19 protein-coding genes are annotated in these 26,246 nt (G+C 66.7%); 8 read left to right on the forward strand and 11 right to left on the reverse strand.

The genetic code is table 11. From position 1 onward, the window contains the following. The first annotated feature begins 14 nt into the window (after positions 1-14). On the forward strand, positions 15-4,184 hold the full coding sequence (locus tag BFL43_RS09775; protein ID WP_240498175.1) for an alpha-(1->3)-arabinofuranosyltransferase: 4,170 nt from the start codon (positions 15-17) through the stop codon (positions 4,182-4,184). Here the strand turns inward: BFL43_RS09775 and BFL43_RS09780 are convergent. Next, positions 4,089-5,318: an acyltransferase gene (locus BFL43_RS09780; RefSeq protein WP_084892358.1), complete on the reverse strand. Its 1,230-nt coding sequence runs from the start codon at positions 5,316-5,318 to the stop codon at positions 4,089-4,091. The two genes, BFL43_RS09775 and BFL43_RS09780, sit on opposite strands and share 96 nt — an antisense overlap. Before the next feature lie 147 nt (positions 5,319-5,465). On the opposite strand from BFL43_RS09780, the gene BFL43_RS09785 reads away from it, so the two are divergent. After that, positions 5,466-6,968, forward strand: coding sequence for a DUF3068 domain-containing protein (locus BFL43_RS09785; RefSeq protein WP_084892359.1), 1,503 nt, complete (start codon positions 5,466-5,468; stop codon positions 6,966-6,968). Between the two features lie 94 nt (positions 6,969-7,062). Here the strand turns inward: BFL43_RS09785 and BFL43_RS09790 are convergent, their stop codons facing one another. From BFL43_RS09790 to BFL43_RS09800, 3 genes are read right to left on the reverse strand one after another with little or no spacing between them, the layout of a single operon-like run. After that, positions 7,063-8,046: an LLM class F420-dependent oxidoreductase gene (locus BFL43_RS09790; RefSeq protein ID WP_084892360.1), complete on the reverse strand. Its 984-nt coding sequence runs from the start codon at positions 8,044-8,046 to the stop codon at positions 7,063-7,065. Then, positions 8,043-9,257, reverse strand: a complete 1,215-nt coding sequence (locus tag BFL43_RS09795; RefSeq protein WP_240498176.1) for a polysaccharide biosynthesis protein — start codon at positions 9,255-9,257, stop codon at positions 8,043-8,045. Before BFL43_RS09795 ends, BFL43_RS09790 begins: the two co-directional genes overlap by 4 nt. 5 nt (positions 9,258-9,262) lie before the next feature. Then, the gene (locus tag BFL43_RS09800; RefSeq protein ID WP_084892361.1) at positions 9,263-10,297 is read right to left on the reverse strand and encodes a DMT family transporter; all 1,035 of its coding nucleotides are present in this window, start codon (positions 10,295-10,297) and stop codon (positions 9,263-9,265) included. Between BFL43_RS09800 and BFL43_RS09805 the strand changes: the two genes are divergently transcribed. From BFL43_RS09805 to BFL43_RS09815, 3 genes are read left to right on the forward strand one after another with little or no spacing between them, the layout of a single operon-like run. After that, a complete protein-coding gene (locus BFL43_RS09805; protein WP_084892362.1) occupies positions 10,296-11,684 on the forward strand; it encodes a PLP-dependent aminotransferase family protein in 1,389 nt (462 codons plus the stop codon). The genes BFL43_RS09800 and BFL43_RS09805 overlap by 2 nt on opposite strands. A 23-nt stretch (positions 11,685-11,707) precedes the next feature. Next, a complete protein-coding gene (locus BFL43_RS09810; protein WP_084892363.1) occupies positions 11,708-13,423 on the forward strand; it encodes a hypothetical protein in 1,716 nt (571 codons plus the stop codon). Further along, positions 13,423-13,872: a nuclear transport factor 2 family protein gene (locus BFL43_RS09815; RefSeq protein WP_206186646.1), complete on the forward strand. Its 450-nt coding sequence runs from the start codon at positions 13,423-13,425 to the stop codon at positions 13,870-13,872. The genes BFL43_RS09810 and BFL43_RS09815 overlap by 1 nt, the downstream gene beginning before the upstream one ends. A 1-nt stretch (position 13,873) precedes the next feature. Here the strand turns inward: BFL43_RS09815 and BFL43_RS09820 are convergent, their stop codons facing one another. Then, on the reverse strand, positions 13,874-15,055 hold the full coding sequence (locus tag BFL43_RS09820; RefSeq protein WP_084892364.1) for a glycosyltransferase family 4 protein: 1,182 nt from the start codon (positions 15,053-15,055) through the stop codon (positions 13,874-13,876). A 195-nt stretch (positions 15,056-15,250) separates the two neighbouring features. On the opposite strand from BFL43_RS09820, the gene BFL43_RS09825 reads away from it, so the two are divergent. Beyond that, entirely contained in the window at positions 15,251-16,021 is a 771-nt protein-coding gene (locus BFL43_RS09825; protein ID WP_143695228.1) for a class I SAM-dependent methyltransferase, read from the forward strand. A gap of 82 nt (positions 16,022-16,103) precedes the next feature. On the opposite strand, the gene BFL43_RS09830 is transcribed toward BFL43_RS09825, so the two are convergent. From BFL43_RS09830 to BFL43_RS09855, 6 genes are all read right to left on the reverse strand, one after another. Continuing rightward, positions 16,104-18,641, reverse strand: coding sequence for an FtsX-like permease family protein (locus tag BFL43_RS09830; protein ID WP_240498177.1), 2,538 nt, complete (start codon positions 18,639-18,641; stop codon positions 16,104-16,106). Next, on the reverse strand, positions 18,641-19,423 hold the full coding sequence (locus BFL43_RS09835) for an ABC transporter ATP-binding protein (protein ID WP_084892365.1): 783 nt from the start codon (positions 19,421-19,423) through the stop codon (positions 18,641-18,643). The genes BFL43_RS09830 and BFL43_RS09835 overlap by 1 nt, the downstream gene beginning before the upstream one ends. Before the next feature lie 236 nt (positions 19,424-19,659). Then, positions 19,660-21,492 carry a phosphoenolpyruvate carboxykinase (GTP) gene (locus tag BFL43_RS09840; RefSeq protein WP_084892366.1) on the reverse strand — a complete coding sequence of 611 codons (1,833 nt, stop codon included), beginning with the start codon at positions 21,490-21,492 and terminating at the stop codon, positions 19,660-19,662. A gap of 239 nt (positions 21,493-21,731) precedes the next feature. Further along, the gene (locus BFL43_RS09845) at positions 21,732-22,082 is read right to left on the reverse strand and encodes a DUF6802 family protein (RefSeq protein WP_084892367.1); all 351 of its coding nucleotides are present in this window, start codon (positions 22,080-22,082) and stop codon (positions 21,732-21,734) included. Positions 22,083-22,189: 107 nt separating this feature from the next. Then, positions 22,190-23,611, reverse strand: coding sequence for a hypothetical protein (locus BFL43_RS09850; RefSeq protein WP_084892368.1), 1,422 nt, complete (start codon positions 23,609-23,611; stop codon positions 22,190-22,192). After that, positions 23,608-24,450 (reverse strand): hypothetical protein, encoded by an 843-nt coding sequence (locus tag BFL43_RS09855; protein ID WP_084892369.1) that lies wholly within the window; start codon positions 24,448-24,450, stop codon positions 23,608-23,610. Before BFL43_RS09855 ends, BFL43_RS09850 begins: the two co-directional genes overlap by 4 nt. 150 nt (positions 24,451-24,600) lie before the next feature. Here BFL43_RS09855 and trmB point away from each other — a divergent pair, with 150 nt between their 5' ends. After that, entirely contained in the window at positions 24,601-25,431 is an 831-nt protein-coding gene (gene trmB, locus BFL43_RS09860) for a tRNA (guanosine(46)-N7)-methyltransferase TrmB (protein WP_084892370.1), read from the forward strand. After that, complete coding sequence (locus BFL43_RS09865; RefSeq protein ID WP_240498178.1) at positions 25,428-26,171, forward strand: NYN domain-containing protein; 744 nt, start codon at positions 25,428-25,430, stop codon at positions 26,169-26,171. The genes trmB and BFL43_RS09865 overlap by 4 nt, the downstream gene beginning before the upstream one ends. The last annotated feature ends 75 nt before the right edge of the window (positions 26,172-26,246 follow it).

The following is a 26,246-nucleotide window of genomic DNA, read 5'->3' on the forward strand; positions in this document are numbered from 1 at the left end:
CTCTGTGGGCGCTGTTGGCGTCGTTCGCCCAATCGCCCGGCCTGATCGCCGCCGACACCAAACTCGACCTCACCGCCGACCCTCTCGGCTTTCTCGGTCGCGCCGCGCATCTGTGGTCGTCCATCGCCCCACTCGGCCAGGTGCAGAATCAGGCCTACGGTTATTTCTTCCCGCATGGGGCCTTCTTTGCTGTCGGTGATCTGCTCGCCGTTCCGCCCTGGGTGACCCAGCGCCTGTGGTGGGCCCTGCTGCTGTGGGTCGGTTTCGTGGGGTTTGTACGCCTGGCCGACGCGGTGGGCGTCGGCTCGCGCTGGTCCCGGATCTTCGCCGCGGTGATCTTCGTCGCGAGCCCGCGAGTGCTGACGACCATCGGATCGATTTCTTCCGAGACGCTGCCGGTGATGCTGGCCCCGTGGGTACTCGCTCCCGTCGTCATCGCCCTGAACCACCCCGATCCGCGAAAGAATCTGCGGCAGCTGGCTTTCCAATCTGCCTGCGCACTGGCGTTGATGGGCGCGGTGAACGCGGTCGCAACGCTTGCAGCGGCGTCGGTCGCCGGACTGTGGTGGCTGCTGCACACCCCGATCAAGCGACCGGCCGAACGCTGGTTGCGATTCGGTGGGTGGTGGGCGCTCGGGGCGACGGCAGCGTGCCTGTGGTGGGTCGTCCCACTGCTCATCCTGTCCCGCGTCAGCCCGCCGTTCCTGGATTTCATCGAATCCTCCCGGGTGACAACGGAATGGGTGTCGCTGACCGAGGTGCTGCGCGGCACCAGCGCCTGGACACCGTTCGTGTCACCGGAGCGGGTCGCGGGGGCAAGCCTGGTCACCCAGCCGGTTGCGGTGCTCTCCACCGGGTTGCTCGCGGCGGCAGGACTGACCGGGCTCGCCATGCGGGCGATGCCAGGACGCGGCCGACTGATCACCATCTTGATCATCGGCCTGCTCATGATCTGCCTCGGCTATCCCGGGCAGCTCGGGTCGCCGCTCTCGGAGTCGGTGCGGGTGTTCCTCGACGACGCGGGCGCACCTTTGCGCAACGTCCACAAGTGGGATCCGCTGATCCGGATCCCGTTGGCACTGGGCATCGCTCACCTACTGGCCCGCGTCCCCACACCGGACGTCGCCGGCTGGCGCGGTACCGGCCGCGCGGTCGCCCACCCGGAGCGTTCCCGGCCGGTGGCGGCAGCGATCGTGGTCCTGGTGGCTGCGCTCGCCGCGGGTTCCATGGTCTGGACCGCGGCCCTCGCAGCCCCTGGCAGCTACAGCTCCATCCCGTCGTATTGGAAGCAGACGGCGCAGTGGCTCGAAGACAATGATGCGGACCAAGACCGGCGCGCACTGGTGGTGCCGGGATCACCTTTTGCGAACCAGACCTGGGGTCTGACCCGCGACGAACCGCTGCAGGTGCTCGCCGACGAACCGTGGGCCGTGCGCGATGCCATCCCGCTGACACCGCCCGGCGCCATCCGGGCCCTGGATTCGGTGCAGCGAGCGGTCGCCGCCGGACGACCGCTCCCCGGCCTCGCCGCCACGCTTGCCCAGCAAGGCATTTCGTATGTGGTCGTACGTGCCGACCTCGATCCGTCCACCTCGAGGTCCGCGCGACCGATCCTGGCCCACAATGCGATCGCGGGTTCGCCGGGTATGACCCCGGTTGCGCAGTTCGGACCCGAGGTCGGCCCGCCGCGCATCGACGACGTCGTCTCCGACGACGGGTTGCGTCCGACAATGCCTGCGGTGCAGATCTTCCAGGTCGACTCCGACGTCGCGTTCCCCGGTACCCGGCCTGCCACCGTGCCACTGAACCAGATGCCCAGGGTATCCGGTGGACCCGAAGCCCTTGCCCCACTACAGAATGCAGCGGCGCTGAGCGGTGGTCCACCCCTGGGACCCGTCCTCCTGCAGTCCGATGCGCAGCGCGCCGGACTTCCCGATGCACCGTTGATCGTCACCGACTCCCCCACCGACCGTGAAGTCGACTTCGGGCGGGTCGACGACCACAGTTCGGCACTTCGCGCGCCAGGCGATCCACGACTGACCCAGAACGCCGCGACGGACTATCCGGTCGACGGGCAGCCTCTGGTCCAGGGCGAATGGCTGCTCGACGGTGAGCCCGGGCAGCTGTCTGTCAGTGCATCCGGGTCTGCCTCCGACGCAACGCAACTGGGGCAGAGTGCTCCGGGCAGCTCACCGGCGGCCGCGTTCGACGGGAACCCGAACACCGCGTGGGTCAGCCGCGGACTCGATTCCGCGGTGGGACAGTGGTTACAGCTCGACTTCAGCAGACCACGGGAGCGGCTGGCCCTCGACGTCACCGTCGGCAAGGCACTAGGCGCCGGCGTCAGTACGCTTCTGATCACCACCGAGGCCGGGAGCACCGTGGCCACCGGCGTGACCCCGGGCGAACCCACGTCCGTGGTGCCACCCAGCGGTCCGACCCGATGGGTGCAGATCAGGGCCATCGGCACCGACAATGGCACGGCCGGAAACCAATTCGCGATCTCGGAGATAGAGCTCCGCGATGCCGCGCAGGCGCGGACGCTGCCCATCCGCCACCGGGTGGTACTACCGGAATTGGTGGCGGGTCAACAGGTCGCCGGGTGGGCGCTGGCCCCCGAACTGCCCGGGCGCGACGCATGTGTACCCGACCGCGACGTCACTCGATGTTCGGGAGCACTGGGACTCGCGCCCGAAGAGCCCGGGATCTTCGGACGGGTGTTGTCGGTGCCGAGCCCGGTGGCGGTGACGCCCTCGATCACGCTGACCGCCAACCCTTCCGAGGAACTCAACCGGCTATTGGCCGGAGATGATCAGATCGTCGCGACTGCGCCGTCGGCGAGCATCGACCCCCGTGGCAACGCGGGCGCGGCCGTCGACGGCGACCCCGGCACCACCTGGGTCGCCCGCGACAGCGGCGCGGGGGCCGAGCGCCCCACGATCGAACTCACGCTGCCGAGTCCGCGTGAGGTCGACGGACTGCAGATCACCCTCCCCCCTGGCCAATTCCCGGCGCGACCGGTGAACGTGGGGATCGATCTCGGCAACGGACGTCAGGTACGGGAAATCCCCGCCGATGGCCGAATCACGCTCGATCCCCATCTCACCTCGACGATCTCGATCACCGTCCTCGAGAAGGAGGAGGTCCTCGACGTCAACAGTCTCGGGTTCGCCGCCATCGCCCCGTCCGGGATCTCCGAGATCACCGTCCTCGGGGGCGTGCCGACCCCGCCGGACCCCGACCGCCCGATCGAGGTCTCCTGTTTCGACGGGCCGGGCCTGACCATTGCCGGTAGCGTGCAGCGATTTTCGCTGCAGACCACAGCCGCGATCCTGGCCTCGGGAGCACCGATCCGGGCACAGGCCTGCGACCGAGGGTCCGTGGACCTTCCCGCCGGTGAACAGGAACTCGCGGTCAACCCCGGTCCGGCGTTCACCGCGGCCGGGGTCGAGCTCACGGCTACCGATCTCGAAGACGGAAGCCCCTCACCGGGCGCCACACCGACACCGGTGAGCGTGAACAGGTGGAACGCCACCGACCGCAGCGTCACGGTCGCCGGCGAGAGCAGCGAGCGGGTCCTCATCGTGCCGGAGAGCATCAACCCCGGATGGCAGGCACATGCGGGAGACGACGAACTGCAGCCCATCGTCGTCAATGGCTGGCAGCAGGGTTGGATCGTGCCCGCAGGTTATGCCGGCACCATCGAACTGACCTTCCCGCTCGACAAGCCCTACCGGTGGGCCATCGCGGGCGGACTCGCCCTGCTGGCGCTGCTGCTGCTCTGCACGTTCGTCCCGGCCCGCCGAGCACCGGTGTCGTTGCCGGTGGCCCGCCCCGTCGACAGCCGCACAGTGCTGCCGCTGTTGCTCGGCGCGGTGGTCTACCTGCTCACAGGTCCGATCGCGCTGGCCGTGGCAACAGTCGTCGCGATCACCAGCACCGCGGCACCTCTCGTCTCACGCTCACTGCGCGGCAAGCAGTGGACTCCCGCGCTCGTGGCATGGTTGATGACCGCGGCCACCTTCGGTCTCGCTGCCGGACCGTGGCGGTCATCGCTCGGGTACAACGGCTGGGACTGGTGGGTGCAGCTACCGGCTCTGCTGGCGGTCGTACTCATCGCGTGGCACGCGATCAGACTGCCGCGATGGCTGATCCGGGCGAACCTGCGCCGTCGTCGACGCTGACGTAGCGCGCTGTTCGGAGCGACGCAGCCACCGCCGTGCCGGATCCTCGATCCACGAGTAGCTCGCCGCCGAGACCCCGATCGTGAGCAGCAGCGTCAGACACCAGACCACCACCATCGAACCGGAGAACGGGATGACCCCGGCCAACGGGAAGACCGCGGCCAGGACCGCGAGATGCCAGATGAAGATGGCATACGACCACCGGCCCAGGGCCTGCATCGGCGCGGAGTCCAATAGCCGATGAGTCCGGGGTGGTCCCAGAACGAGTGGTCCGAGCAGCGCGAAACCGAGAATCGCACCCAGCACCATCTTGACGGCGAACTGCCAAGGCGCCAACGGGGCCAGCCCGGTGGGCCCGGCGAGTTCGGTGCAGGACAACGCGAACGCGACCGCCGCGACGCCTGCCATCCACCAGGGCCGCGACCCCAGCCTCGCGACGACACCGCCGGATCTCGACACCACCAACTCGGCCAGGATCAGACCGCTGATGAACCACGGCAGATGACCCGGCAGCCAGTTCTTGGCCTCGACCCCGGCGGCCAGCGGCAGTGCGTCGGCGACCCAGGCCCAGCCCAGGCTGGTCACCGCCGCAGCGGACAGCATCGGTATCCGCCACCGCGCCCGTCGCCCGCGCAACCGCACGAGCAGGCAGGCGAACAGCGGCAGCGCCAGGTAGAAACTGACCTCGACCGACAGGCTCCACATCTGGGTCAGCCCGGCCGTCAACGTCAGCGGTACGAAAACTTGGGTGAGGGTCAGGTTCGCCAGCCACACGGTGGCGCCGGCGGGCCGGGCGTCGGGCAGCAACGTCAGGACGACGACCACGACCACGACGTACGCGGGCCAGATGCGGACGAACCGGTGGCGCAGGTAACGGACCACTCCAGGGGGCTTGCGCGACAGATTGTGCGCGGCGTCGGCGTGCGGACGCCACAGCAGAAACCCCGACAGCGCGAAGAAGAGGGCCACGGCCATGTCGAAGCGACCCCAGATCGCCCCGAGGACACTGCCGTCCACCGCGCCCGTCTGGAAGGCCACGTGCGTGGTCATGACACCGACAGCCGCCAAGGCACGCATGCCTTCGAGCGCAGGCAGAAAGGCGGCCGGGGCGCCGGCCTGCCGCTGGGGACGCATGGTCAGCCAATGTACCGGCCACGATGGCCGTCGGTCAGAACTCGGTGCCGAGGGCCGAGCTGAGTGCCCAGCTGCGACGACCTCGGCTGTTAGTCTCGCTTTATCTGCCCGCTGCACCGACTCAAGATCTGAAGGAGTACCCGACGTATGGCAACAGGGCCTCGGATGTCTGCCAGGGACCTCGCGGGACCGGTCGCCATCTTCTTCGGCGTTCTACTGATCGTGGTGGCCATCGCGCTTCCCCTCTATTACGTGGGCACGCTCAAGAAGACGCCGATGGATCTCGACATCACCAGTGTCGCCGACAGCCAAGGTCAGCAGGGGGTGTCCGCCAGTGATGCGCTGCCCGCGAAGATCTTCAACCGCTGCTCACTCGACGAGCCGCGACCGCAGGTGTCGGACGCGAAGCTGACCGAACAGCAGCGGGTGCTGGTCGTCGACCCCGCCGACGCCAACAAGGTCACCTTCCAGGCGGGTAACTCAATCCGGATCGACTCGTACACCGACGGTGACGAGACCGTGACCCCACCGGCGCAGGGTGGTGCAAATGACTGCATGACAGCGCTTCTCACCGCGACCCGCGACCGGATCACCACCAACCGCACCACCGCCGAACCGCAGATCAGCGGCGGTGGGCAGTCCGAGGTCCAGGTCGACGCAGGCGAGAACAGCGTCAGCCTCCCCGACCGCCAGGGACTGCAGTACCGCTTCCCGTTCGGTGTCGACAAGGGCAAGACCTACACGTACTTCGACCTGCCGAGCCGCACCACGAATCCGTTGCAGTTCGTCGACGAGACCGAGATCAACGGCGTCAACACCTACCACTTCACCCAGGAGGTCCCGGAGACCGACCTGAGTACCCTCACCGATGCCAACGACCAGCAGCTCGCCGGTACGTCGATCGATCAGCCTGCCGGCTGGTACGGCGGGTTCGAGGGGTACCGCAACAATGAACGGTTGCCGGCCTCGCTGATCCAGACCACGACCCGAGACCTCTATGTCGATCCGGTCAGCGGCACCATCGTCAACGAGCGCGAACACATCAAGCAGGAATTCAAGCTCAACGTCAGCGACGGCTCGCCGCAGGCGATGCTCGACTACCGGCTGACCGCGCTCGACGTCGTCTTCTCGTACACCCAGAGCACGCAGGAGCAGCTGGCCACGGACGCCAAGGACCTCGGCAGTCCGATAAAGCTGTGGGGTCGCTGGATCCCGATCGGTGTCGGCATCCTCGGAGTGATCCTGCTCGCCGCCGGCGTCTGGCTGTTGCTCCGTGGCCCGAGCACGCCCGCCCCCGCGTCGGGTGCGCCGTACAACCCCGCCGATCCCGACGAGCAGCAGCGGACCGATCTGATCAAGCAGTACCGGGGTGGGGATCAGGGCAACCGCCCTCCTCCCGCGCCGCCGTTCGATCCGGATCAGACGCGTCAGATCCCCGCTATCAGGGACGATCGCGGCGACGGCTTCGCCGGTCACAATCAAGACGGCTTCGCCGAGGTCGGCGACCAGTATCCCTACCTCGATCAGCAGAACATCGGTCAGCAGGACCAGCCGCCGGTCCGCGATCCGGGCTGGACTGTCCCGCAACAGGATCCGCCGTCAGATCAGGAGCCGCGCCGCGGCGGTGACGAACCCTGGCGACGTCCCTGAACCTGCTCGAACGCAAACCCACCCGTTCCGGTCAAATCCAGAGGTCTCCGACCCTTGGGTGTGACCAGAACGGGTGGGTTTGTGCATTGAAGAGCTAGTTCACCAACGGGGCCAACGCTTTACCGGCCAGCGTGATGTTGCCCGGCTCGTGCCCGTTGTGCAGCATGTTGATGGTGAGACCGTCGATACCGACGTCGAGAACACGCGCCTTGATGTCGGCGGCAACCTCATCGGGCGAACCGACGAAGAACCGTTCGGTGGCCTTCGCCCAGTCGTCGGCACTGACCGAATCGTGATCGACGCCGTTGGCGCGCATCCGCCTGACCACCTCGGCGCGGGCCTTGTCACCGTCGGCGTCGAGGAACACAGTCGCCAGGAAGCTGGTCTTGATCGTCGAACGATCCCGCCCCGCTTCCTCGCAACGCTTGGCCAGGGCATCGAGCTTGCGCGGCAGTTCGCTGGGCGCGGCGATGACGTTGAGGTGCTGGGCGTAGCGTGCCGCCATCCCGAACGTCTTCTTCTCGCCACCGCCGCCGAGCATGATCGGCAGATCCGTCCGGAACTGCGGATTGTTGCGGGTTCCGTGCGCCTGGTACCACTTGCCGTCGAGTTCGGGTTTCTTGCCGCGCAGCATCGGCTCGATGATCTGCAGGGCCTCCTCGAGACGTTCGAAACGCTCGGTGAAGGTGCCGAACTCGTAACCCATCTCGTCGTGCTCGAGCTCGAACCAGCCGGCACCGAGGCCGAGGATCGCGCGGCCTCCACTGACCACGTCGAGGGTGGTGATGGTCTTCGCCAGCATCGCGGGGTTGCGGTATGTGTTGCCGGTGACCAGGGTCGAGAGGTTGATGGTCGACGTCGCGGTCGCGAGCGCTCCGAGCGCCGTGTACGCCTCGAGCATCGGCTCATCCGGAGACCCGATACCGGGCAATTGGTAAAAATGGTCCATCACGAGAACCGTGTCGAATCCGGCACTTTCGGCTTCCTGCGCCTGGGCGATGACGGTCGGGAAGAGGTCGGCGACGTTGCCGCCAGGGTAGGAGAAATTGGGGATCTGATAACCGAGACGAATGCTCATGCATCCACAGTACGACTGCCCGAGACCCGGCGGAGTGTCGTCGATGTGCTGACCCTCGGGGCGATCAGCGTCAGTGCGGTCCCGATGACCGCACACCCTGCCGCGGTCAGTGCCAGCGTGGTGATGCTGTGCGCCCAGGCCACGATGATCACGACCTCGACGACGAAAACCAGCCAACTCAGCGCCGCGACCAGTGTCTGGTCCCGCGCGATCGCCGCGAGCAGACCGACCTGCAGGATCGACAGCGCACTGCCGGTGAGCGCGAAGATCCACAGGATCGGCACCACGGCCCGGTACTCGTCGCCGACCAGGACCGGGGCCAGCGGCGCGAGGATCGCAGCCCCGCCGACCACCACCACGGCGATCGCGAGCAACCAGCCGACGGCAGTTCGCAGCGCCGCCGACGACCGGGCAGTGTCCGCGAACTGCGGGAACAACACCACGCCGATGGCCTGCGGCAGCCAGAACGCGGCCTTTGTCGCGATGGTCCCCAGCGCGTAGACCCCGGCGTCCTGTTCTCCCAGGACCGGTCGCGACAGCAGCAGATCCACCGACGAGAGCGCGATGAGGACCAGCTGCACCTGCGAAGCGCGCAGCACCATCGTCAGCGCGAGCGCCCGGGCACCTGGGTGGCGGTCTGATTCCGATCCGGTCCGCGACACCGCGACCCAGACGCCGGCAGCCGACACCGCGGCACCGACGGCGGTCGCGGCGAGGGCACCTGCCGCACCGCCACCGGCAGTGATGACGACGATCCCTGGCACCGTACGCGCGACACCCACCCCGGCCAGCACCCAGGACAGGAGCGAGAACTGTTGCCGACCTTGCAGAATCCCCTGCCCCGCGGCGATGAGGACGAGCAGCGGTGCCGTCGCGAACGCGGCGATGGTCGACGCCAGGCCGGTGTCGGCGATCCACATCACGATCGGGACGGCGATCACCGCGGCCCCCAGCACGGCGGCCGCTGTGCGAATCGTGATCGACACCAGGTCGGCGATCGGACGCCCATGCACGACTTCCCGCGCGATCACCACCTGCAGAGCCAACGCCGGGACCCCGAGGACCAGCATCGTCTGCAGTAGGACGGCGAACTCTCCGTAGGAGCTCTCGCTGAGCCACCGGGCCGCGGGCAGGTGGATGAGGTAGCCGCAGATGTTGGCGACCATGGTTCCGGCGGCGACACCGCCCACGCCCGCCATCACCCTCGCCATGGCGCTCAGTGTCTCAGGGGAAGCGCTGCCTGCAGTCGAGGGAGGGTGTCGATGTCGCCCGAGAGGCGGTCATCCTCCTGTGTCGGGACAGGTGCGACTCCGGTGCGGAACCGGGCGCGCTGGGCGACCCACACCAACAGTCCGAGCGTCACCCCGACCGCGTAGATCCACGGATCGGGACGTTCCCCGAGCAGCAGCGCCGACCACACGATCGTCATCAGCGGCTGGATCTGCTGGATCTGACCGACCCGCGCGATCCCGCCGCGCGCCAGCCCGCCGTACCAGGCGAAGAAGCCGAGGAACTGCGAGATGACGGTGACATAGACCATCCCGGCGATGACCGAGCCGGTGAACTCGTAACTGCCGCTCATCCCGAGCACGATCGACACCGGTATCGACACCGGCAGCAGCAGGACCAGTGCCCACGACACGCTCTGAGCTCCACCGATCTGCTTGGCCTGCGCCCCTCCGACCGCGTACCCGAATCCAGCGCTGACGGTGGCCAGCACCATCCACAGATGTCCCCACTCCAGCGTGAATCCGGAGAATCCCGACGGGCTCGTGCTCAGCAGGTAGGCGACCAGCACCAGCGCTCCCATCCCGGTGGCCAGCCAGAACATCCAGGGCAGGCGCTCGCCCGCGAGGAGGGAAGCGAAGGTCGCGGTGAGCGCCGGGAGCAGGCCCAGCACCACGGCGCCCGCCGACGCGTCGATGGTCTCCAGCGCCAACGAAGAGAACAGCGGGAACCCGATCACAACACCGAAGCCGGAGCACAACAGTGCACCGAGGTTTCGCCCGGAGGGGATCGTGGGACGCACCATCAGCAGGTAACCCAGCGCGAGCAGTCCCGCGAGTGCGGCCCGCCACGCAGTGATCGAGAACGAATCGATCCCGGCGACCGCCAGCTTGTTTGCCGGCAGCGAGAAGCTGAAGGCCAGCACACCGAGTCCGCCGAGCAGAATGCCTGCGTGGGCGGACACCCTGCGGCGACCGTTATCTGCTATCAGGGAAACAGTGAAACTGTTATCGTTGTCACTCATGGATAACGATAGCGGAGTAACAGTGCTTCGCGAAACCCTCCGATCCCTGATATCGGAGAGCAGCTCGGGGACACGTCTGCCGTCGGTCCGCCTCTTGCAGGAGCAGCACCGCGTCTCCCCGAACTCGATTCAGCGTGTGCTGTCCGAGTTCGCGGCCGAAGGACTGGTCGACGTGCGTCCTGGCGCCGGGTCCTTTGTCGCTGCGCCACCGGCCCCGCGGGTCCCGGCAGACACGTCTTGGCAGGAGTCCGTCCTCGGCTCACGCATCCCGCCCGAGTTGTCGCGGACTCTGGACCTCTGGCGAACCCCGGGTTCGGACGTTATCCGCCTCAAGGGTGGATACCTCGACGAGGAGTTGGTGCCGACAACCGCACTGAACGCGGCGATGTCGCGGGCCCTCAAACGGTCGAACAGCTGGGGTCGGTACCCCTTGGAGGGCAGCCCCGAACTCCGGCGCTGGTTCGCGTCCGAGATCGACGGAATCCATGCCTCCGAGGTGATCGTGACCGCGGGCGGGCAGAGCGCGCTGTCGATCGCCATCCGCGCACTGGTCCGACCAGGCGAGCCGGTGATCGTCGAGAGCCCCACGTACACCGGCACCGTCGCCATCGCCCGCAGCCACGGCGCAGACGTCATACCCGTCCCGATGGACGAACGGGGCATCCGCACGGACCTGCTCGCCGACGCCATCGCGCGGACCGGCAGTCGGTTGCTGGTGGTGCAACCGGCGTTCTCCAATCCCAGCGGCGTCACGCTGTCCCACTCGCGACGCGACGATATTCTCGAACTGGCGCACAAACATTCGATGTTCGTGATCGAGGACGACTACGCGCGCTATCTCGGTATCGACCGGACACCGCCCCCGCCGTTGACGTCCCGTGACCCGAACGGCCACATCGTCCACATCCGTTCGCTGAGCAAGCCGGTCGGACCGGGCATGCGCGTGGCCGCCCTGTGCGCGCGGGGCCCGGCGCTCGCGCGGTTGCGCGCGGCCAAGACCCTCGACGACTTCTACGTCTCGGGTCCGGTGCAAGAAGCTGCCGTCGAGTTCCTGAACTCACCGGCCTGGACGCGGCACAACCGGCACGTCGGTCGCGCGCTCGGGGAACGTCGCGACGCCCTGGTGGGAGCATTGCGACGCTTGATCCCGCAGGTGGAGATCCCGGCGATCCCGCACGGCGGCATGCATCTGTGGGTGCGGTTGCCCGCAGGATTCGACGACCGCGACGTCGCGGCCGCGGGTAGTGCCGAAGGTGTGCTGGTCGGCGAAGGCGCCCCATGGTTTCCATCCGAGTCCGACCACTCTCACCTGCGACTGACTTTCGGCGAAACCCCCGTCCCGATGATCCACGAAGCGGTCACCCGTCTCGCGCGCGTAATTGGGTGACGTCACCCTCTAGGGTTCGACATATGACCCACCGGCACTGGATCACCCTGTGGCTCACCAGTGCCGGACTCTCACTTTTCATCCTCGCGCCGATCTTCCGGCCCGGGTATCTGCTGATCCGCGACATGGTCAGTACCCCGCGCTCCTATCTGACAGACACCGCGCTCGGGCTCGGGGACAGCGCCCCTCGCGCGGTTCCGCAGGACTGGTTCATCGCCATGACCTCCCAGGTGATCGATGGCGGCATCGTGGTGAAAGCGCTGACGTTCGTGGCCCTGCTGCTTGCCGGAGTCGGGTACGGCAGGTTGGCCCGGCTCGCGATACCCGCGTCGGGAACACCCGGAATGATCGCTGCGGTCGTCATCACCACCTGGAATCCTTATGTCGCCGAACGTCTCCTGCAAGGTCAGTGGAGCCTGCTGTTCGGGTACGCCGCCCTCGGCTGGATCGTCGTCTCTGCGGTGCTGGTACGCCGCGACCCTTCGTTCGCCCACTGGTCGATGTTGGGTGGCTGGCTCGCGGTTGCCGGATTCACGCCCACGGGATCACTCCTGGCGGCTTTCACCCTGCTCGCGACGCTCGCCATTCCGGTTCTGGCGACGAGACGCTTCCGTACAGCAGCCATCGCGCCAGGGGTGTGGCTGCTCAGCGCGCTCCCCTGGCTCACGGCCGCGGCGTTGGGCAGCGGGGCGACCACATCAGACTCCGCGTCCGTGGCAGCGTTCGCCGCCCGGGCCGAACCGTTGCTCGGGACAGCCGGATCAGTGCTCGGATTGGGTGGCATCTGGAACGCCGACGCCGTGCCCGCCAGCAGGACCTCGGGATGGGCGCTGGTCGCCACCGCACTGGTTCTCCTCGTCGTGGCCACGGGTCTGCCGTCGCTGTATCGACGCCGACGCAACGGGGTGATCACCGGAGTGGCATGGCTCGCGATCGCCGCGATCGTCCTCGTCGTCTTGGCCGCGACCCCACCTGGGATCGCGGTGCTCGAATGGCTGGTCGATGTGATCCCCGGTGCCGGTCTGCTGCGCGACACCCAGAAGTGGGTCGCGCTGGCGGCGCCGCTGTACGCCCTCGCCGCCGCAGCAGCAATCCAGACTCTCGGCCGCTACGTGCCACGGGCTTTCGCAGCGGTGATCGCCGCGGCGCTCATCATGGCACCGCTCCCCGACCTTGCCTGGGGTGTCGGCAACACCATGACTCCGAGCACGTATCCGGCTGACTGGCAACAGGTGTCCGACACGATCGGAGCGGGACAGGGCGATGTGCTGATCCTGCCGACCGGGATGAACCGGGAGTACGCATTCACCGGACACGTCTCCCTCGACCCGGCACCTCGACTCCTGCGCGCCGATGTTATACAGACCGGCGAGCTCATCGTCGGTGGCCGCAGCGTCGACGCCGCGGATTCACGGGCAGCCCGCGCCGAAGCTGCGCTGGTGGCGGGCGCGGACCCGAACGCCTTGGCCGACCTCGGTGTCGGCTGGATACTCGTCGAGGGCGATTCGGGCTCGGTCGGCGACGCTCCGCGCACCCTGGCGCAACTCGACACCGTCTTCACCGGTGATGACCTGCGGGTCTATCAGGTGCCGAGTCCGACGTCGTTCGCGGCTTCCAGTACCAATCGGACGCTCGTATGGATCGCTCACCTCTGGTGGGTTCTTTTGATCGCCAACGGTTTTGTGGCCGTTGTGCTGCAATGGGCGCACCGATCAGCGCACCGAAAGAGGCTCAGCTAGTGGACGACATCGAAGCCATCAAGCAGGTCAAGTACCGCTATCTCCGTACCCTGGACACAAAGCTGTGGGATGAGTTCGAAGGCACCCTCACCGACGACGTCACCGGTGATTACGGCGACAGCCTGTCGTTCACCACCCGCGACCAGCTGGTGGATTTCATGAAGTCGTCCCTGGGCGCAGCCATCATCACCGAGCATCGGGTCGATCACCCCGAGATCGTCGTCGACGGCGATGAGGCGACCGGACGCTGGTATCTACAGGACCGCGTGATCGTGGCGGACTTCGACTTCATGCTTTTCGGCGCTGCGTTCTACAACGACCGCTACCGCCGCACCGCCGACGGCTGGAAGATCAGTGCGACCGGTTACGACCGGACGTACGAGGCCACGGTGTCCTTGGAGGACATGCCGAGCTTCAAGGTGAAAGCTGGCGCAGCCCTGAACCTTTGATTCAGCCCTGAACGAGGCCCGACACCCTACGCCCCGCTGCGGCCTCGGTCAGCACGTGCGTCACACCTGACGCTGCCACCGGCCACGAATATCCCTCGGCGCGTTGGTTGGCCTTCTCACCGAGCTCGCGACACCACGCCGGATCGTCGAGTAATTGTGCTGTGGCAGCGGCCAGTTCGTCGATGTTGTCGACCAGCAAGCCGGTGACGCCGTCGATGACCGAGTCGGTCAGCCCCCGCGAAGAGCGGTAGCCGATGGTCGGGACACCGTGTCCCGCCGCTTCGACCACCGCCAGACCCCACCCTTCCGTCCGTGACGGCATCACATGCAGGGCGGCGCCGGCCAGCACCCTGTGCTTGTCGTGCTCGCTGAGATGACCGTGAAAGACGACGCGCTCGTCCACACCCAGTTCTGTTGCACGCACGTGCAATTGCTCCGACCACCAGCCGCCGCCGATGACGTCGAGGACCACATCCGGATGAGTCGCTGACAGCCGCGCCATGACCTCGAGTGCATGCTCGATCTGCTTGTGCGGCACCAGCCGGGAGAGCACGCACAGCCGCATCGGGCCGGCAGCGTCCGACTCCACCTCCGGCACGGGATCGGTGCCTGCCCGGACCACCGCTACGCGTTCAGCGCCGATCCCCATCGAGTCGAGATCTTCGGCCGACGGCAGGGACACGGTCAGATACTGCGAGCGCCGGTGCACCCACGGCGACATCCGCGATTCGATGAACCAACCGACCTTGCCCAGCAGGGCACCGGCCACCGGCCACTGCATCCGGTGACAGTGATGCACGAGCACCACCACCGGCGCCCCGGCCACCCAGCGCGCGAAGAAGGGAATGCCGTTCTGGGTGTCGATCACGACGTCGGGGCGGATGCCCGCGAGCGGGCCGCGACCGAACCGACTCGCGACGATCGCCGCGAGCGCCGATGGATACACGCCCAGGCGACCCCCACCCCGAGAGATCGTGATGCCGTCGCGGACCTCTGAGGCCGCCGATCCCGGATAGCGTGCCGTGCGCAACGTGACCTGGACACCGCTACCGGCCAACTCCGCCCCGATCCGCTCCAGGTAACGCTCGCTGCCACCACCTTGCGGATGGTCGCTGTCGCGCCAACAGAGCAACAGCACCTCACGGAGAGATGCCGGCCCGGTGGTGTCGGTCGCGTTTTTCACTGCCAGCCAGGGTAGCGGGCACAGCGCACCAGGTCAGGTGTGGGCGGTCGCGGCGCCTCTGCTCCGCTGACATGCCTGCCTCGAGAATCTGCTCCGCTTCCGGGTAGATGCTCCAGTTCCAGGGTGCTGGAAGCGGAGCACATCACTGAAAGTGGAGCAGATCAGGTCGACGCGGGGCCCAGTATCGTGTCCCCGGTGAACCGAAGCACCCGCCGAGCGCAGAAACGGGCCACCGTATCTCGGTCGGTACGTCTGCTGAACCATTTCAGGTACGAGCAACCCGATCCCGACCGGTTCTACGGCGCACTCGCGGACGATTCGGTGGAGCTGATCGAGGCGTTGCACCTCGACGTCAGCGGCACAGATCTGCGGGGTCTCACCGTGCTGGACGTCGGCGGTGGCCCCGGATACTTTGCCGAGGTCTTCCGAGCCCGCGGCGCCGACTATGTCTCCGTCGAACCCGACCCCACCGAGATGCACGCCGCGGGTCTCCCGCAGCGTGCCAGTGTCCGTGGTTCGGGTATGGCCTTGCCGATCGCCGACGCCGCCGTCGACATCTGCTATTCGTCGAATGTCGCCGAGCACGTCCGTGATCCGTGGACCATGGCTCAAGAGATGTTGCGGGTGACCAGGCCCGGCGGGCTCGTCCTCCTGAGCTACACCCTCTGGTACGGGCCGTTCGGCGGGCACGAGATGGGGCTCACCCACTACGCGGGTGGCGCCCGCGCAGCGCGGTGGTACACCAGTAAGCACGGGCATTCACCCAAGAATCTCTACGGCACATCGCTTTTCAAGGTCACAGCAGCTGATGGTCTGCGGTGGGCCGACTCGGTCCCCGCTGGTGAGGCCACCCTGCTGCGCGCTTTTCCCCGCTACCTGCCGGGCCGACTCTGGTGGATCATGCGTGTCCCACTGGTGCGAGAAGTGCTGGGTAGCAACCTCGTTCTGCTCCTGCGCAAGAACTGAGACCACAAAAGCACACGCTCCGGTCAGGTGCACACGTTTGAACGTGTGTTTCTGACCGCAGCGTGTGCTTTTGCGGAGACTGCTATTCGGCGATCGCCTCCAGCGGCTTGGTCTTGGCCGCGCGGGATGCCGGCCACAATGCCGCCAGCACACCGACTATCGCCGCGCCCACCAGAGTGATGACGATCAAACCCCATGGGAACACCGGATCTCCGAGTCCCCAGTACCGCAGGGTCCGGACCAACGCCCAGCCGAATGCCACACCGAGCACCACGCCCAGAACGGCACCGAAGATCGCGATGAGCAGCGACTCGATGTAGATCGTGCGTCGCACCTGCGCCCGGGCCATACCGATCGCCCGCAGCATCCCGATCTCCCGCTTACGCTCGATCACCGACAACGCCAGCGTGTTCACGATACCGAGCACCGCGATCACCAAGGCGAGTCCGAGCATCGCGTACAGGACGCTGAGCATCTGATCGATCTGAGATGACTGCTCGCCCTTGAACTCTGCCGGCGTCTGCACCTTCACCGTCAGGTAGTCGGCGGTGGCGTCCTCGACGCGATCGCTGATCTGGTCGATGTTCGCACCCGGCACGGTCTTGATGGCCGCGAAGACATCGGTCCGCAAGGGTTCGGGGATCAGCTTCTGGTACGCGTCACTGCCGATCGCCCACGGATCGACGAGCGGGTTGTCCTTGAAGATGCCGGTGACCGTCACCGGGACGACAGTGCCGTCGAAGTTGGTCATCTCGACGGTGTCACCGATGTTCCAACCCTTCTCCTTGGACGTACGCTCTCCCACGACCATGCCGTCCGGCTCCACCGTCGGCGGGCCTTCGACCATGTCGTAAGGGGTCACCGTCTCCATGTCACCGATCGGCGAGTAACCCCAGACGCTGTCGCCGTCGACCTGCGCCTGAACAGCTCCGAACGACACCACCGATTCGACACCCTCGATGCCGTCGACCGACTCGCTCACCGAGGGCGAGAAGCCGCTGCCCTGCGAACCCGAGATGATCAGGTTGGCAGTCAGGCCCGTGTCGATCGCCTCGTCGATGGTTCCCTTGAACGACGAACCGAGCGTGCCGATCACCGCGACCAGCATCAGGCCCAGCGTCAACGCGAAAGCCGTTGCAGCCGTTCGTCTCGGGTTGCGAACCGCGTTGGTTCGTGCCAGCTGACCGATCTTTCCGAACGGCCGGGCGAGTACGGAGCCGATGCCGCTGACGAACGGCCTCGACAGCGCGGGCGCCGCGAACACCACCGCGAAGATCATCACCAGGGCACCGCCACCTACTGTGGCCGCCGCACCCGGGCCCTCGCCCGCCGCGCCGATTGCCAACAAGGCAACAGCGATGACGGCCAACACGATTCCGATGATCGTCCGCACCTTGAGTGAGGCCTGGCCGTCCGTGGCGCTCTCGCGCATCGCCTCGACCGGCGACACCTTCGACGCGCGCCGAGCCGGGGCGTAGGCGCTGATCATGGTCACACCGATACCGACCACGAGACAAGCGATGACCGCGGGCGCACCAATCTGCAGCGACGCCGTCGGCAGACCGGTCGACGAGGTCAAGGCCCGCAGCAACGCCGCGATACCGATACCTGCGGCGAGTCCGATCAGCGCACCGATCAACCCGACGACAAAGGCCTCGAGCAGCACAGACCTGGTCACCTGCTTGCGGCTGGCGCCGATTGCCCTGAGCAGAGCCAACTCTCGCACCCGCTGCGCCACGATCATCGAGAACGTGTTGTAGATGATGAACGTGCCGACGATCAGTCCGATCGCAGCGAACGCCAGCAGGATGTAGTTGAAGACATCGAGGAACTGGTTGATGTTGTCTTTTTCGTCCTGTCGGACCTGATCACCGGTGCGCAGTTCGTAACCGTCACCGATCAGGGCGCCGGCCCGGGACTTGAGCTCCTCGGGGCTCACTCCCGGCACAGCCTGCAGATCGATGGCTTGCGAATGCGATCCGTCGGTGAACAGATCCTTTGCCGTCGACTCGAGGAACTGGACGTTGGTGAAACCGCTCGTGTCGCCCGGAACGTTCAGGAGCCCGACGATGGTCACCTCTATCGGCGCACCCATGCCGCGGGTGATCGCCACCTTGGTGGTCGACCCGAGCTTCAGATCGGCTTCGTCTGCGGCCGAATCGTTCAGCGCAACCTCGTTCGGTGCCGCGGGTGCCCGGCCTGCGATGAGCCGGCTCTCCGTATCCGAGAGTCGCTGGTCCGGAGGTTGGAAGGCACTGCCGACACTCGGTGCGCCTCCGGTCTGCAGCGCCTTGCCATCGGCCTTCGCGATCGTCGCCGGACCGCTGTACGACGGCATGATCTTGGCGATCCCGAGTTCGGACTTGTTGTCTTCCAGCTGGTCGAGAACCGAATCCGGAACACCGGAAGAGTTCGATTCCTTCGGCGTGACCTGGGTGTCGACGCCCAGCGCCACATTGTTGAAGATGCCATCGAACGCAGTCGACACCGTCGAGGTGAAGATCATCGAGCCCGCGACGAACGCGGTACCCAAGACCACCGACAACACCGTCAACACAAGCCGGAGCTTGTGTGCCGCAAGGTTTCTCAGAGAAACCTTGCGCATGGTGTTCGACGCCATCAGAGCTCCCTGGGGGCTTGCGAGAAGCCTCCGCTCGACGGTGTCTCGTCGAGGTTCTTCATGTACTCGAAGATCTCGTCGGCGTCGGGGTTCCGTAGCTCCTGGACGATCTGGCCATCCGCGAGGAACACGACCCGATCCGCGTAGCTGGCCGCACGCGGGTCGTGGGTGACGATCACGACGGTCTGCCCGAACTCGCTGACCGCAGCCCGCAGGATGCTCAGCACCTCACCCGAGGATCGGGAGTCCAGGTTGCCGGTCGGCTCATCGCCGAAGATGATCTCCGGCTGGCCGACGAGTGCCCTCGCGCAGGCCACACGCTGCTGCTGGCCACCGGAGAGCTCGCTGGGCCGATGGCCGAGACGATCGGCGATGCCGAGGCGCCCGATAACGGTGTCGAACCACTGCTGGTCCGCCTTGCGGCCCGCGATGTCGAGCGGCAGGGTGATGTTCTCTTTGGCGGTGAGAGTCGGAACCAGGTTGAACGACTGGAAGACGAAGCCGATGCGATCGCGACGCAGCAGTGTCATCTGCTTGTCGGAGAGGTTCGTCAGATCCGTGTCCCCGATGCTGACCGAACCACTGCTGGCCGTGTCCAGGCCGGCCAGGCAATGCATCAGGGTGGATTTGCCGGACCCTGACGGGCCCATGATTGCGGTGAACTCGCCGCGGACGAAATCTGCGGTGACTCCTGCCAGCGCGTGCACTTGGGTGTCTCCGGTGCCGTAGATCTTCTTCAAATCGGTCGCACGGGCTGCAACTGCGGTCGGTGGGGCGGTCATGTGTCTGGCCTTTCTCACTCTTCGGTCAGTGGTGCACGATGCCTGGTTAGGGCTGACTCAAATACTGACTGGCAGCCCGCCGCCGAATCATCGGGGACGACCCTGATCTTTCCCCCTACATCCTGCCTGGGAATCCTCCTACAGGATGATTTGCGCGGCCAGGTCGATCTGCGCGGCCGGTGACACAACAATGCCGCCGCCGGGAGACCCGGCGGCGGCATTGTGATTGTTGCCCGCTACTTGTCTGCGGACAGACGTTGCTTGAGTGCGTCGAACTCGTCCTTGATGCCGGTCGGCAGCTTCTCGCCGACGAAATCGAACCACTCCTCGATGGAGGGGATCTCGTTCAGCCACTCATCGGTGTTGACTGCGAGAGCTTCGGCGACGTCTGCCTCGGAGACGTCGAGACCTTCGAGGTCGAGGGCCTCCGGGGTGGCGACGATCCCGACGGGCGTGTCGATGCCACCGGTCTTGCCCTCGATACGCTCCACGATCCACTTGAGGACGCGGCTGTTCTCGCCGAATCCTGGCCACAGGAAGCGCTTGTCGTCGCCCCGGCGGAACCAGTTGACGTAGAACACCTTCGGAAGTTTCGACTCGTCGGCGTTCTTACCGAGGTCGATCCAGTGGTTGAGGTAGTCACCGACGTTGTAGCCGAGGAACGGCAGCATCGCCATGGGGTCGCGACGAATGGTGCCGACGGTGCCCTCGGCGGCTGCGGTCTGCTCCGACCCGACGGTGGCACCCATGAACACGCCGTGCTGCCAGCTGCGAGCCTCGGTGACCAGCGGCACGGTGGTCTTGCGGCGGCCGCCGAACAGGATGGCCGAGATGGGTACACCCTGGGGGTCGTCCCACTCGGGAGCCATGATCGGGCACTGGCTCATCGGAGTGCAGTAGCGCGAGTTCGGATGCGCTGCCGGAGTATCGGAGTCCGGCGTCCAGTCGTTGCCGCGCCAGTCGATCAGGTGCTGGGGGTCGCCTTCGAGGCCTTCCCACCACACGTTGTTGTCGTCGGTGCGAGCGACGTTCGTGTAGATCGTGTTGCCCGCCTCCATGGTCTTCATGGCGTTGGGGTTGGAGCTGTAGTTGGTGCCCGGTGCGACACCGAAGAAACCGAACTCCGGGTTCACGGCGTACAGGCGGCCATCGTCGCCGAACCGCATCCACGCGATGTCGTCGCCGAGGGTCTCGGCGCGCCAGCCGGGAATGGTCGGCTGGATCATCGCCAGGTTGGTCTTGCCGCACGCACTCGGGAAGGCGGCCGCGATGTAGTAGGCCTTCTCCTCCGGGCTGATGAGCTTGAGGATGAGCATGTGCTCGGCCAGCCAACCCTCGTCGTGAGCCATCGCCGATGCGATACGCAGCGAGTAGCACTTCTTGCCGAGCAGGGCGTTACCGCCGTAACCGGAACCGAAGGACCAGATCTCGCGATCCTCGGGGAAGTGGGTGATGTATTTGTCCGGGTTGCAGGGCCACGGCACGTCGTCCTGACCCGATTCGAGCGGCGCACCCAGCGAGTGCAGCGCCTTGACGAAGAACCGGTCCTCACCCAGTGCCGCGACGACCTCGGGGCCGACTCGCGTCATGACCCGCATCGACAGCACCACGTAGGCGGAGTCGGTGATCTCGACGCCGAGCTTCGGATCGTCCGAGCCCAGGGGGCCCATGCAGAACGGGATGACGTACATCGTGCGGCCACGCATGCTGCCGCGGTAGAGGTCGGTCATGGTCGCGCGCATCTCGGTCGGGTCGACCCAGTTGTTGGTCGGACCCGCGTCGACCTCACGCTTGGAGCAGATGTAGGTCCGCGATTCGACCCGCGCGACGTCGGCGGGATCGGAGTTCGCCAGGAACGAGTTCGGCGCCTTGTCCTCGTTGAGTTTCGTGAGGGTCCCGGCGGCGACCAGTTCCGTCGTCAGGCGATCCCACTCGGCGTCCGAGCCATCGGACCACTCGACACGGTCGGGTTGGGTGAGCTCTGCGATCTCGCGAACCCACGCCAGCAACTCGGTGTGCGACGTCGGCGCGTTGTCGGGGTCCAAACCGGGAATTGTTGCTGAGGTCATTGTTTATCTCTCCTGCCGGTGACCGCCCGGGCAGAAATCGCTGTGCGGTGAGCGTCTGCGCCGGTCAGCCCCTCCGTGGGGGGTCTTTTTCTCAGGTTACTTCGCTATTCCCCGATCCCGTCAATCGGGGCGTGCAATAGGGCACATCTCACCATGTGGAGTGACAAGAAACGTAGCCGTCGTCAAATCTACCTGTTTCTATAGATTGACTACACAAACGGGTGGAATGGCTCGCGGACTCACCCGAGTCGGCCCGAATCGGTGGCGATCCACTCGCCGCTCGACGGATCGAGTCGTTGCGAAGTGAAACCGCCGTCCTTACGGACCTCGGTGATGAGGTCGACCTGTCCGTCGCGATCGCTGTCGGTGTAGACGGTGAGTCCGTCCGGACCGGGACGGGTGAGCGAATCTGCGATGCCGTCGGCATCTGTGTCCACATCCGCGGGGCCCAGATCCCAGATGCGATCGTTCTCGACGATCCACAGGTTGTCGTAGGCCTCGCTCGCCGGCGCGGGCTCCGCGTGCTGCACATAGGCAGCCTGCTCATCCGCCGGATCCCCACCCAGCCCGGCCAGGAACTCGCTGTCCATGTGATCTCCCCCGCGTCGTGGTCGGTGCCGTCCGCTGGGTTGGACGCAGCCGCGGCCCCTCGGGTTCCATCTGATCGAGGATGAGGCACCCCGAGGAGTCCCTGAAGTCAGCCGAGCCGGGTGAGGATCTGGTCGATCCGGTCACGGACCTCGATCGCCGCAGCGAGCCGGGTGTTGTCGTTATCCCGCGCGACCGTCGCCGATCGGCGACGCTCTCGGATCTGGCGATCGAGTTCGACGACCCGGTCGGCGGTGAGATGTACGCGCCGTTCGTAGTGCCGGGTGACCCGGCCGCCGATCACCGATTCAGCGGTGAGCAGCTGGCGGGATATCTCCTGTTCGAGACCGATACGGGCATCGGCGACCGCAGCCTGCGCCCAGCTGCCCATCACCGTGCGGAGAGCGGAGAGCCTGCGCAGCCGGACCAGTCCCGTCGCGATCACGACACCGAGGATCAGCGTCAGGGGCATCGAGATCCATTGAAGTGTGTCGACAGCAGACATCGGGGTCACGATGAGCCGCCCGAGACCCAGACCTGCGGAGGCCCCGAACACCAGCAGCAGCGCATCCTCGGCACCACGACGCTGGGTGGGCAGCGGCGGTAACGCCACCGCCGGAGGGGGCGCGGGTGGACCTGCAGGTTCAGGGTCCTCCAATCCCAGCATCGTCCGGGCCTCGAGTGCTCCGATCTCGTCGGCTGTTCTGCACCGGATACGGTCTCGCAGGCTGTCCAGGCGGCCGGCAAGACCGGCGGCAAAGTCTCCGACACCCGACCGCGGCAGCTCTGCGGCCCTACCGGCCGCCTCGGCGGCGATGTCACGGGCCGATCCGGCGACCTCGGCGAGCACACCGCCGCGGATCTGCCCGGCACCGCCCCGAAGAGCCGCAAGCCGGTCGGGACGACCACGATCGCGCGCCGCATGGACGGCCGCACGCTCGGCCAGCAGCGGCGTTGCCGGATCTGTGCGGTCCCGGGAGGCCAGGTCGTCGATGAGCTCGCCCAGTTCTCGTTCCGCCGCCACCGTTGCCAGGCGCTCCGGCCGCGCGATCGGATCGAGTTGCTCGCCCAGCCATACCGACAGCGCCCCGAACCCCGACTCCTCCCGGTGCCCTGCGAGAGCGGCAGCGGCCGAGACCGCGAAGATCGGCATTCTGCCGTCGGGATCGAGCAGACCGCGATTGACCTTCAGCAGCGTCGGCCAGTCCCAGAATGCGTCGATTTTGTTGCACACCAGTGCGAGGACAGCAGCGTCAGCCTGCAGACTCCGAACGAGTTCGAGTTCACCTGATCCGATGCCCGACGAGGGATCGACGATCAACAAGGCGACGGCCACCCGTTCGGCCGCTCCCGGCTTCCACTCCCTGACCGGCAGGCCTGCCTCGCCGAGCACCGCAGTCACCGTGGTGACGCCCACCCGTCCGATCCCGGCAACCACCACGTCGACGGGGTCGGGGTCTGCGGCAGGCTGCCCGGTGAGTGCGGCCACCTGCGCGATCACCTCACGCATGTCCTGAACATCGACGGTCACCGGGTTGCCACCTCCAGCGATGATCCGGCCAGCAAATGCTCGATGTCGTCGCGACAAACACCCGACGCGGCGATGAGTTCCAGCTGGTCCGCGACCCTGGCCAGCCGCAGTCGACCGGCCGAACCCGCAGCGGCGGTCAAGAACTCGCCGAGCGCAGGCAGCCCGCTGCGCCCGACGAGTTGCGCACCCAGCTCCGCCGCGTCGATGGGCTCATCGGCGAACAGGGCCAACACGCAGGCAATTCCGTAGGCGTCGAGAGTGCGCAGCAGCCCTATCCGGACGAGCCGTTGGTGCGGTCCGCCTGCGTCGGCGAACGACGCCTGCATCGGCGGCACCACCTCGCCTGCAGATGCGAGAGAAGTCAGCAGCTCCAGGTCGGGGTCGCCGAGGTCGGCCACGGCGAGCAAGGGCATCAACGCAACCACCGGCCTGCCCAGTTCCTCGGCGCACTCGGCGGCGCGGGCACGGGCGGCAGGCCACGAGCCCAGGGTGTCGGCTTTGCCCAGGATCACCAGACTCCGTTCCGGATCCAGGCGCGAGAGTGCGTCCGTGTCATCGGGCCGGGGCCAACCGGCCAGAACGTGCAACCAGACATCGGCGTCCGCGTCGTCGTCCCCCGGCCCGATCGGGCTCACGTCGAAGACTCGCCGAACCGCTCGCGCGAGCGTGTCTCGGCCGGTGCCGTGGCGGCCGGTGACCGCCACCCGCATCGGTCCGTGCAGGTCATCGACGGTGCGCCGGAGTGCGACTGCCTCGGGTAGGCGGGAACACAGCCCGTCGAGCCGAGCCGCGATGTCGAGATATCCCGGATCTCCGAGCCCGACAACAGTCCGTTCCATCTGATCCCTCCCCGTGCGCAGACCTGCTCGGTGGCGCCGAGAAATGCGCCTTCACCAGCTCAGACGCGCGGGATCAGGATCTGGTTCCGATCACCTCCAGATAACAATTGGCAGCGCTTTGGCAAACCCCTGCTGTCACATCGGAGAGTAATGCGGGACTATGGCCGGGTGACAAGCCCACGCTCGAACCCGAACTCGGAACTGGACCACGTCGAGGAATCATCCCCACACGTTTCTGGTGTGACCGACGTCTCCGATGCAACCGATGCGCCGGCAGACCGGGACGCGGAGCGCCGTGAGCGGGCCCGCCTCTATCCGCGGGTGACCAGTTTCCGGTCGCGCCGCGGCAGCCTCACACAGGCCCAGCAGCAGAACTGGGAGGAGCTCTGGCCGCGGATCGGCCGGGATGTCAGCGAGACCGAACAGGTCGACCCGACCGCTTGGTTCGGCCGCTCTGCCCCACTCATTCTCGAGATCGGCTGCGGAACCGGTACCTCGACAGCAGCAATGGCTGCCGACGAACCCGACACCGACGTGATCGCGGTGGACGTCTACCGCCCCGGGATCGCGCAGCTGCTCGGAGCCATCAAGCGCGCCGGTCTCGACAACATCCGTGTCATCCGCGGCGACGCCGTCATCGTGCTCAAGAACATGCTGGCGCCGGCGTCCCTGACCGGGGTCCGGGTGTTCTTTCCAGACCCCTGGCCGAAGGCCCGCCATCACAAGCGGCGGCTGCTTCAGCCGGAAACGCTCGTCCAGATCGCCCACGTGCTGCGCGACGGTGGCGTACTGCACATCGCCACCGACCACGCCGACTACGCCGAGTCGATCGCCGCGGTGATCGACGGCCAGTCCGTACTGACCGCCACCGACCAGCCGGTCCCGTTCTCGATCGCGCGGCCGGTCACCAAATTCGAGGGACGGGCGGCCCGCGAGGGTCGCCCGGTCACTGAGTTCGTTCTCACACGGGTGCCGCGATGAGTCCCGGGTCCTACGCCGACGACGGCCAGCGCACCCCCGACACCTCTGTGGCCCACGCCATCTCCGGCGCCAGCCAGGAGGCCCGGGTCCTGCTCATCTGGGACGCGCCCAACCTCGACATGGGCCTCGGATCCATTCTGGGCGGCCGCCCCACCGCAGCTCATCGCCCCCGTTTCGACGCTCTGGGCCGCTGGCTGCTCGCCCGGACCGCAGATATCTCGGCCACCACGCCACGAGTGACCGCCGACGGCGACAATCGACCGAAGTCGGGGGCGTCCCCGGTGCCGGAAGCGACCGTCTTCACCAACATCGCCCCTGGTACGGCCGAAGTCGTGCGTCCCTGGGTCGAGGCATTGCGTAATGTTGGTTTCGCTGTTTTCGCCAAGCCCAAAGTGGACGAGGACAGCGACGTGGATTCGGACATGCTCGACCACATCGAGTTGCGCAGGCACACTGTGGGGCTGGCGGGCCTGATCGTGGCGTCGGCGGACGGGCAGGCCTTCCGGGAACTGCTCGAAGATGTCGCCGCCGACGGTGTTCCGGTGCAGGTGCTCGGTTTCCGCGAGCATGCCGCGTGGGCACTGACGTCGGAGAGTTTGGAGTTTGTAGACCTAGAGGACATCCCAGGTGTCTTCCGTGAGCCGCTGCCACGGATCAGCCTGGACTCGCTGCCCGAGGAAGGCGCATGGCTGGCACCGTTCCGGCCGCTCACCGCCTTGCTGTCGGGTCGCCAGAACTGACAACACACTCGGCGGTGACACACCACGGTCGTCCCAGACCGGAACGAACAGACCGAGACGCCCCCGACAACAACG

Origin of the sequence: Williamsia sp. 1135 (assembly GCF_002095395.1) — a bacterium.
Taxonomy (GTDB): Bacteria; Actinomycetota; Actinomycetes; order Mycobacteriales; family Mycobacteriaceae; genus Williamsia.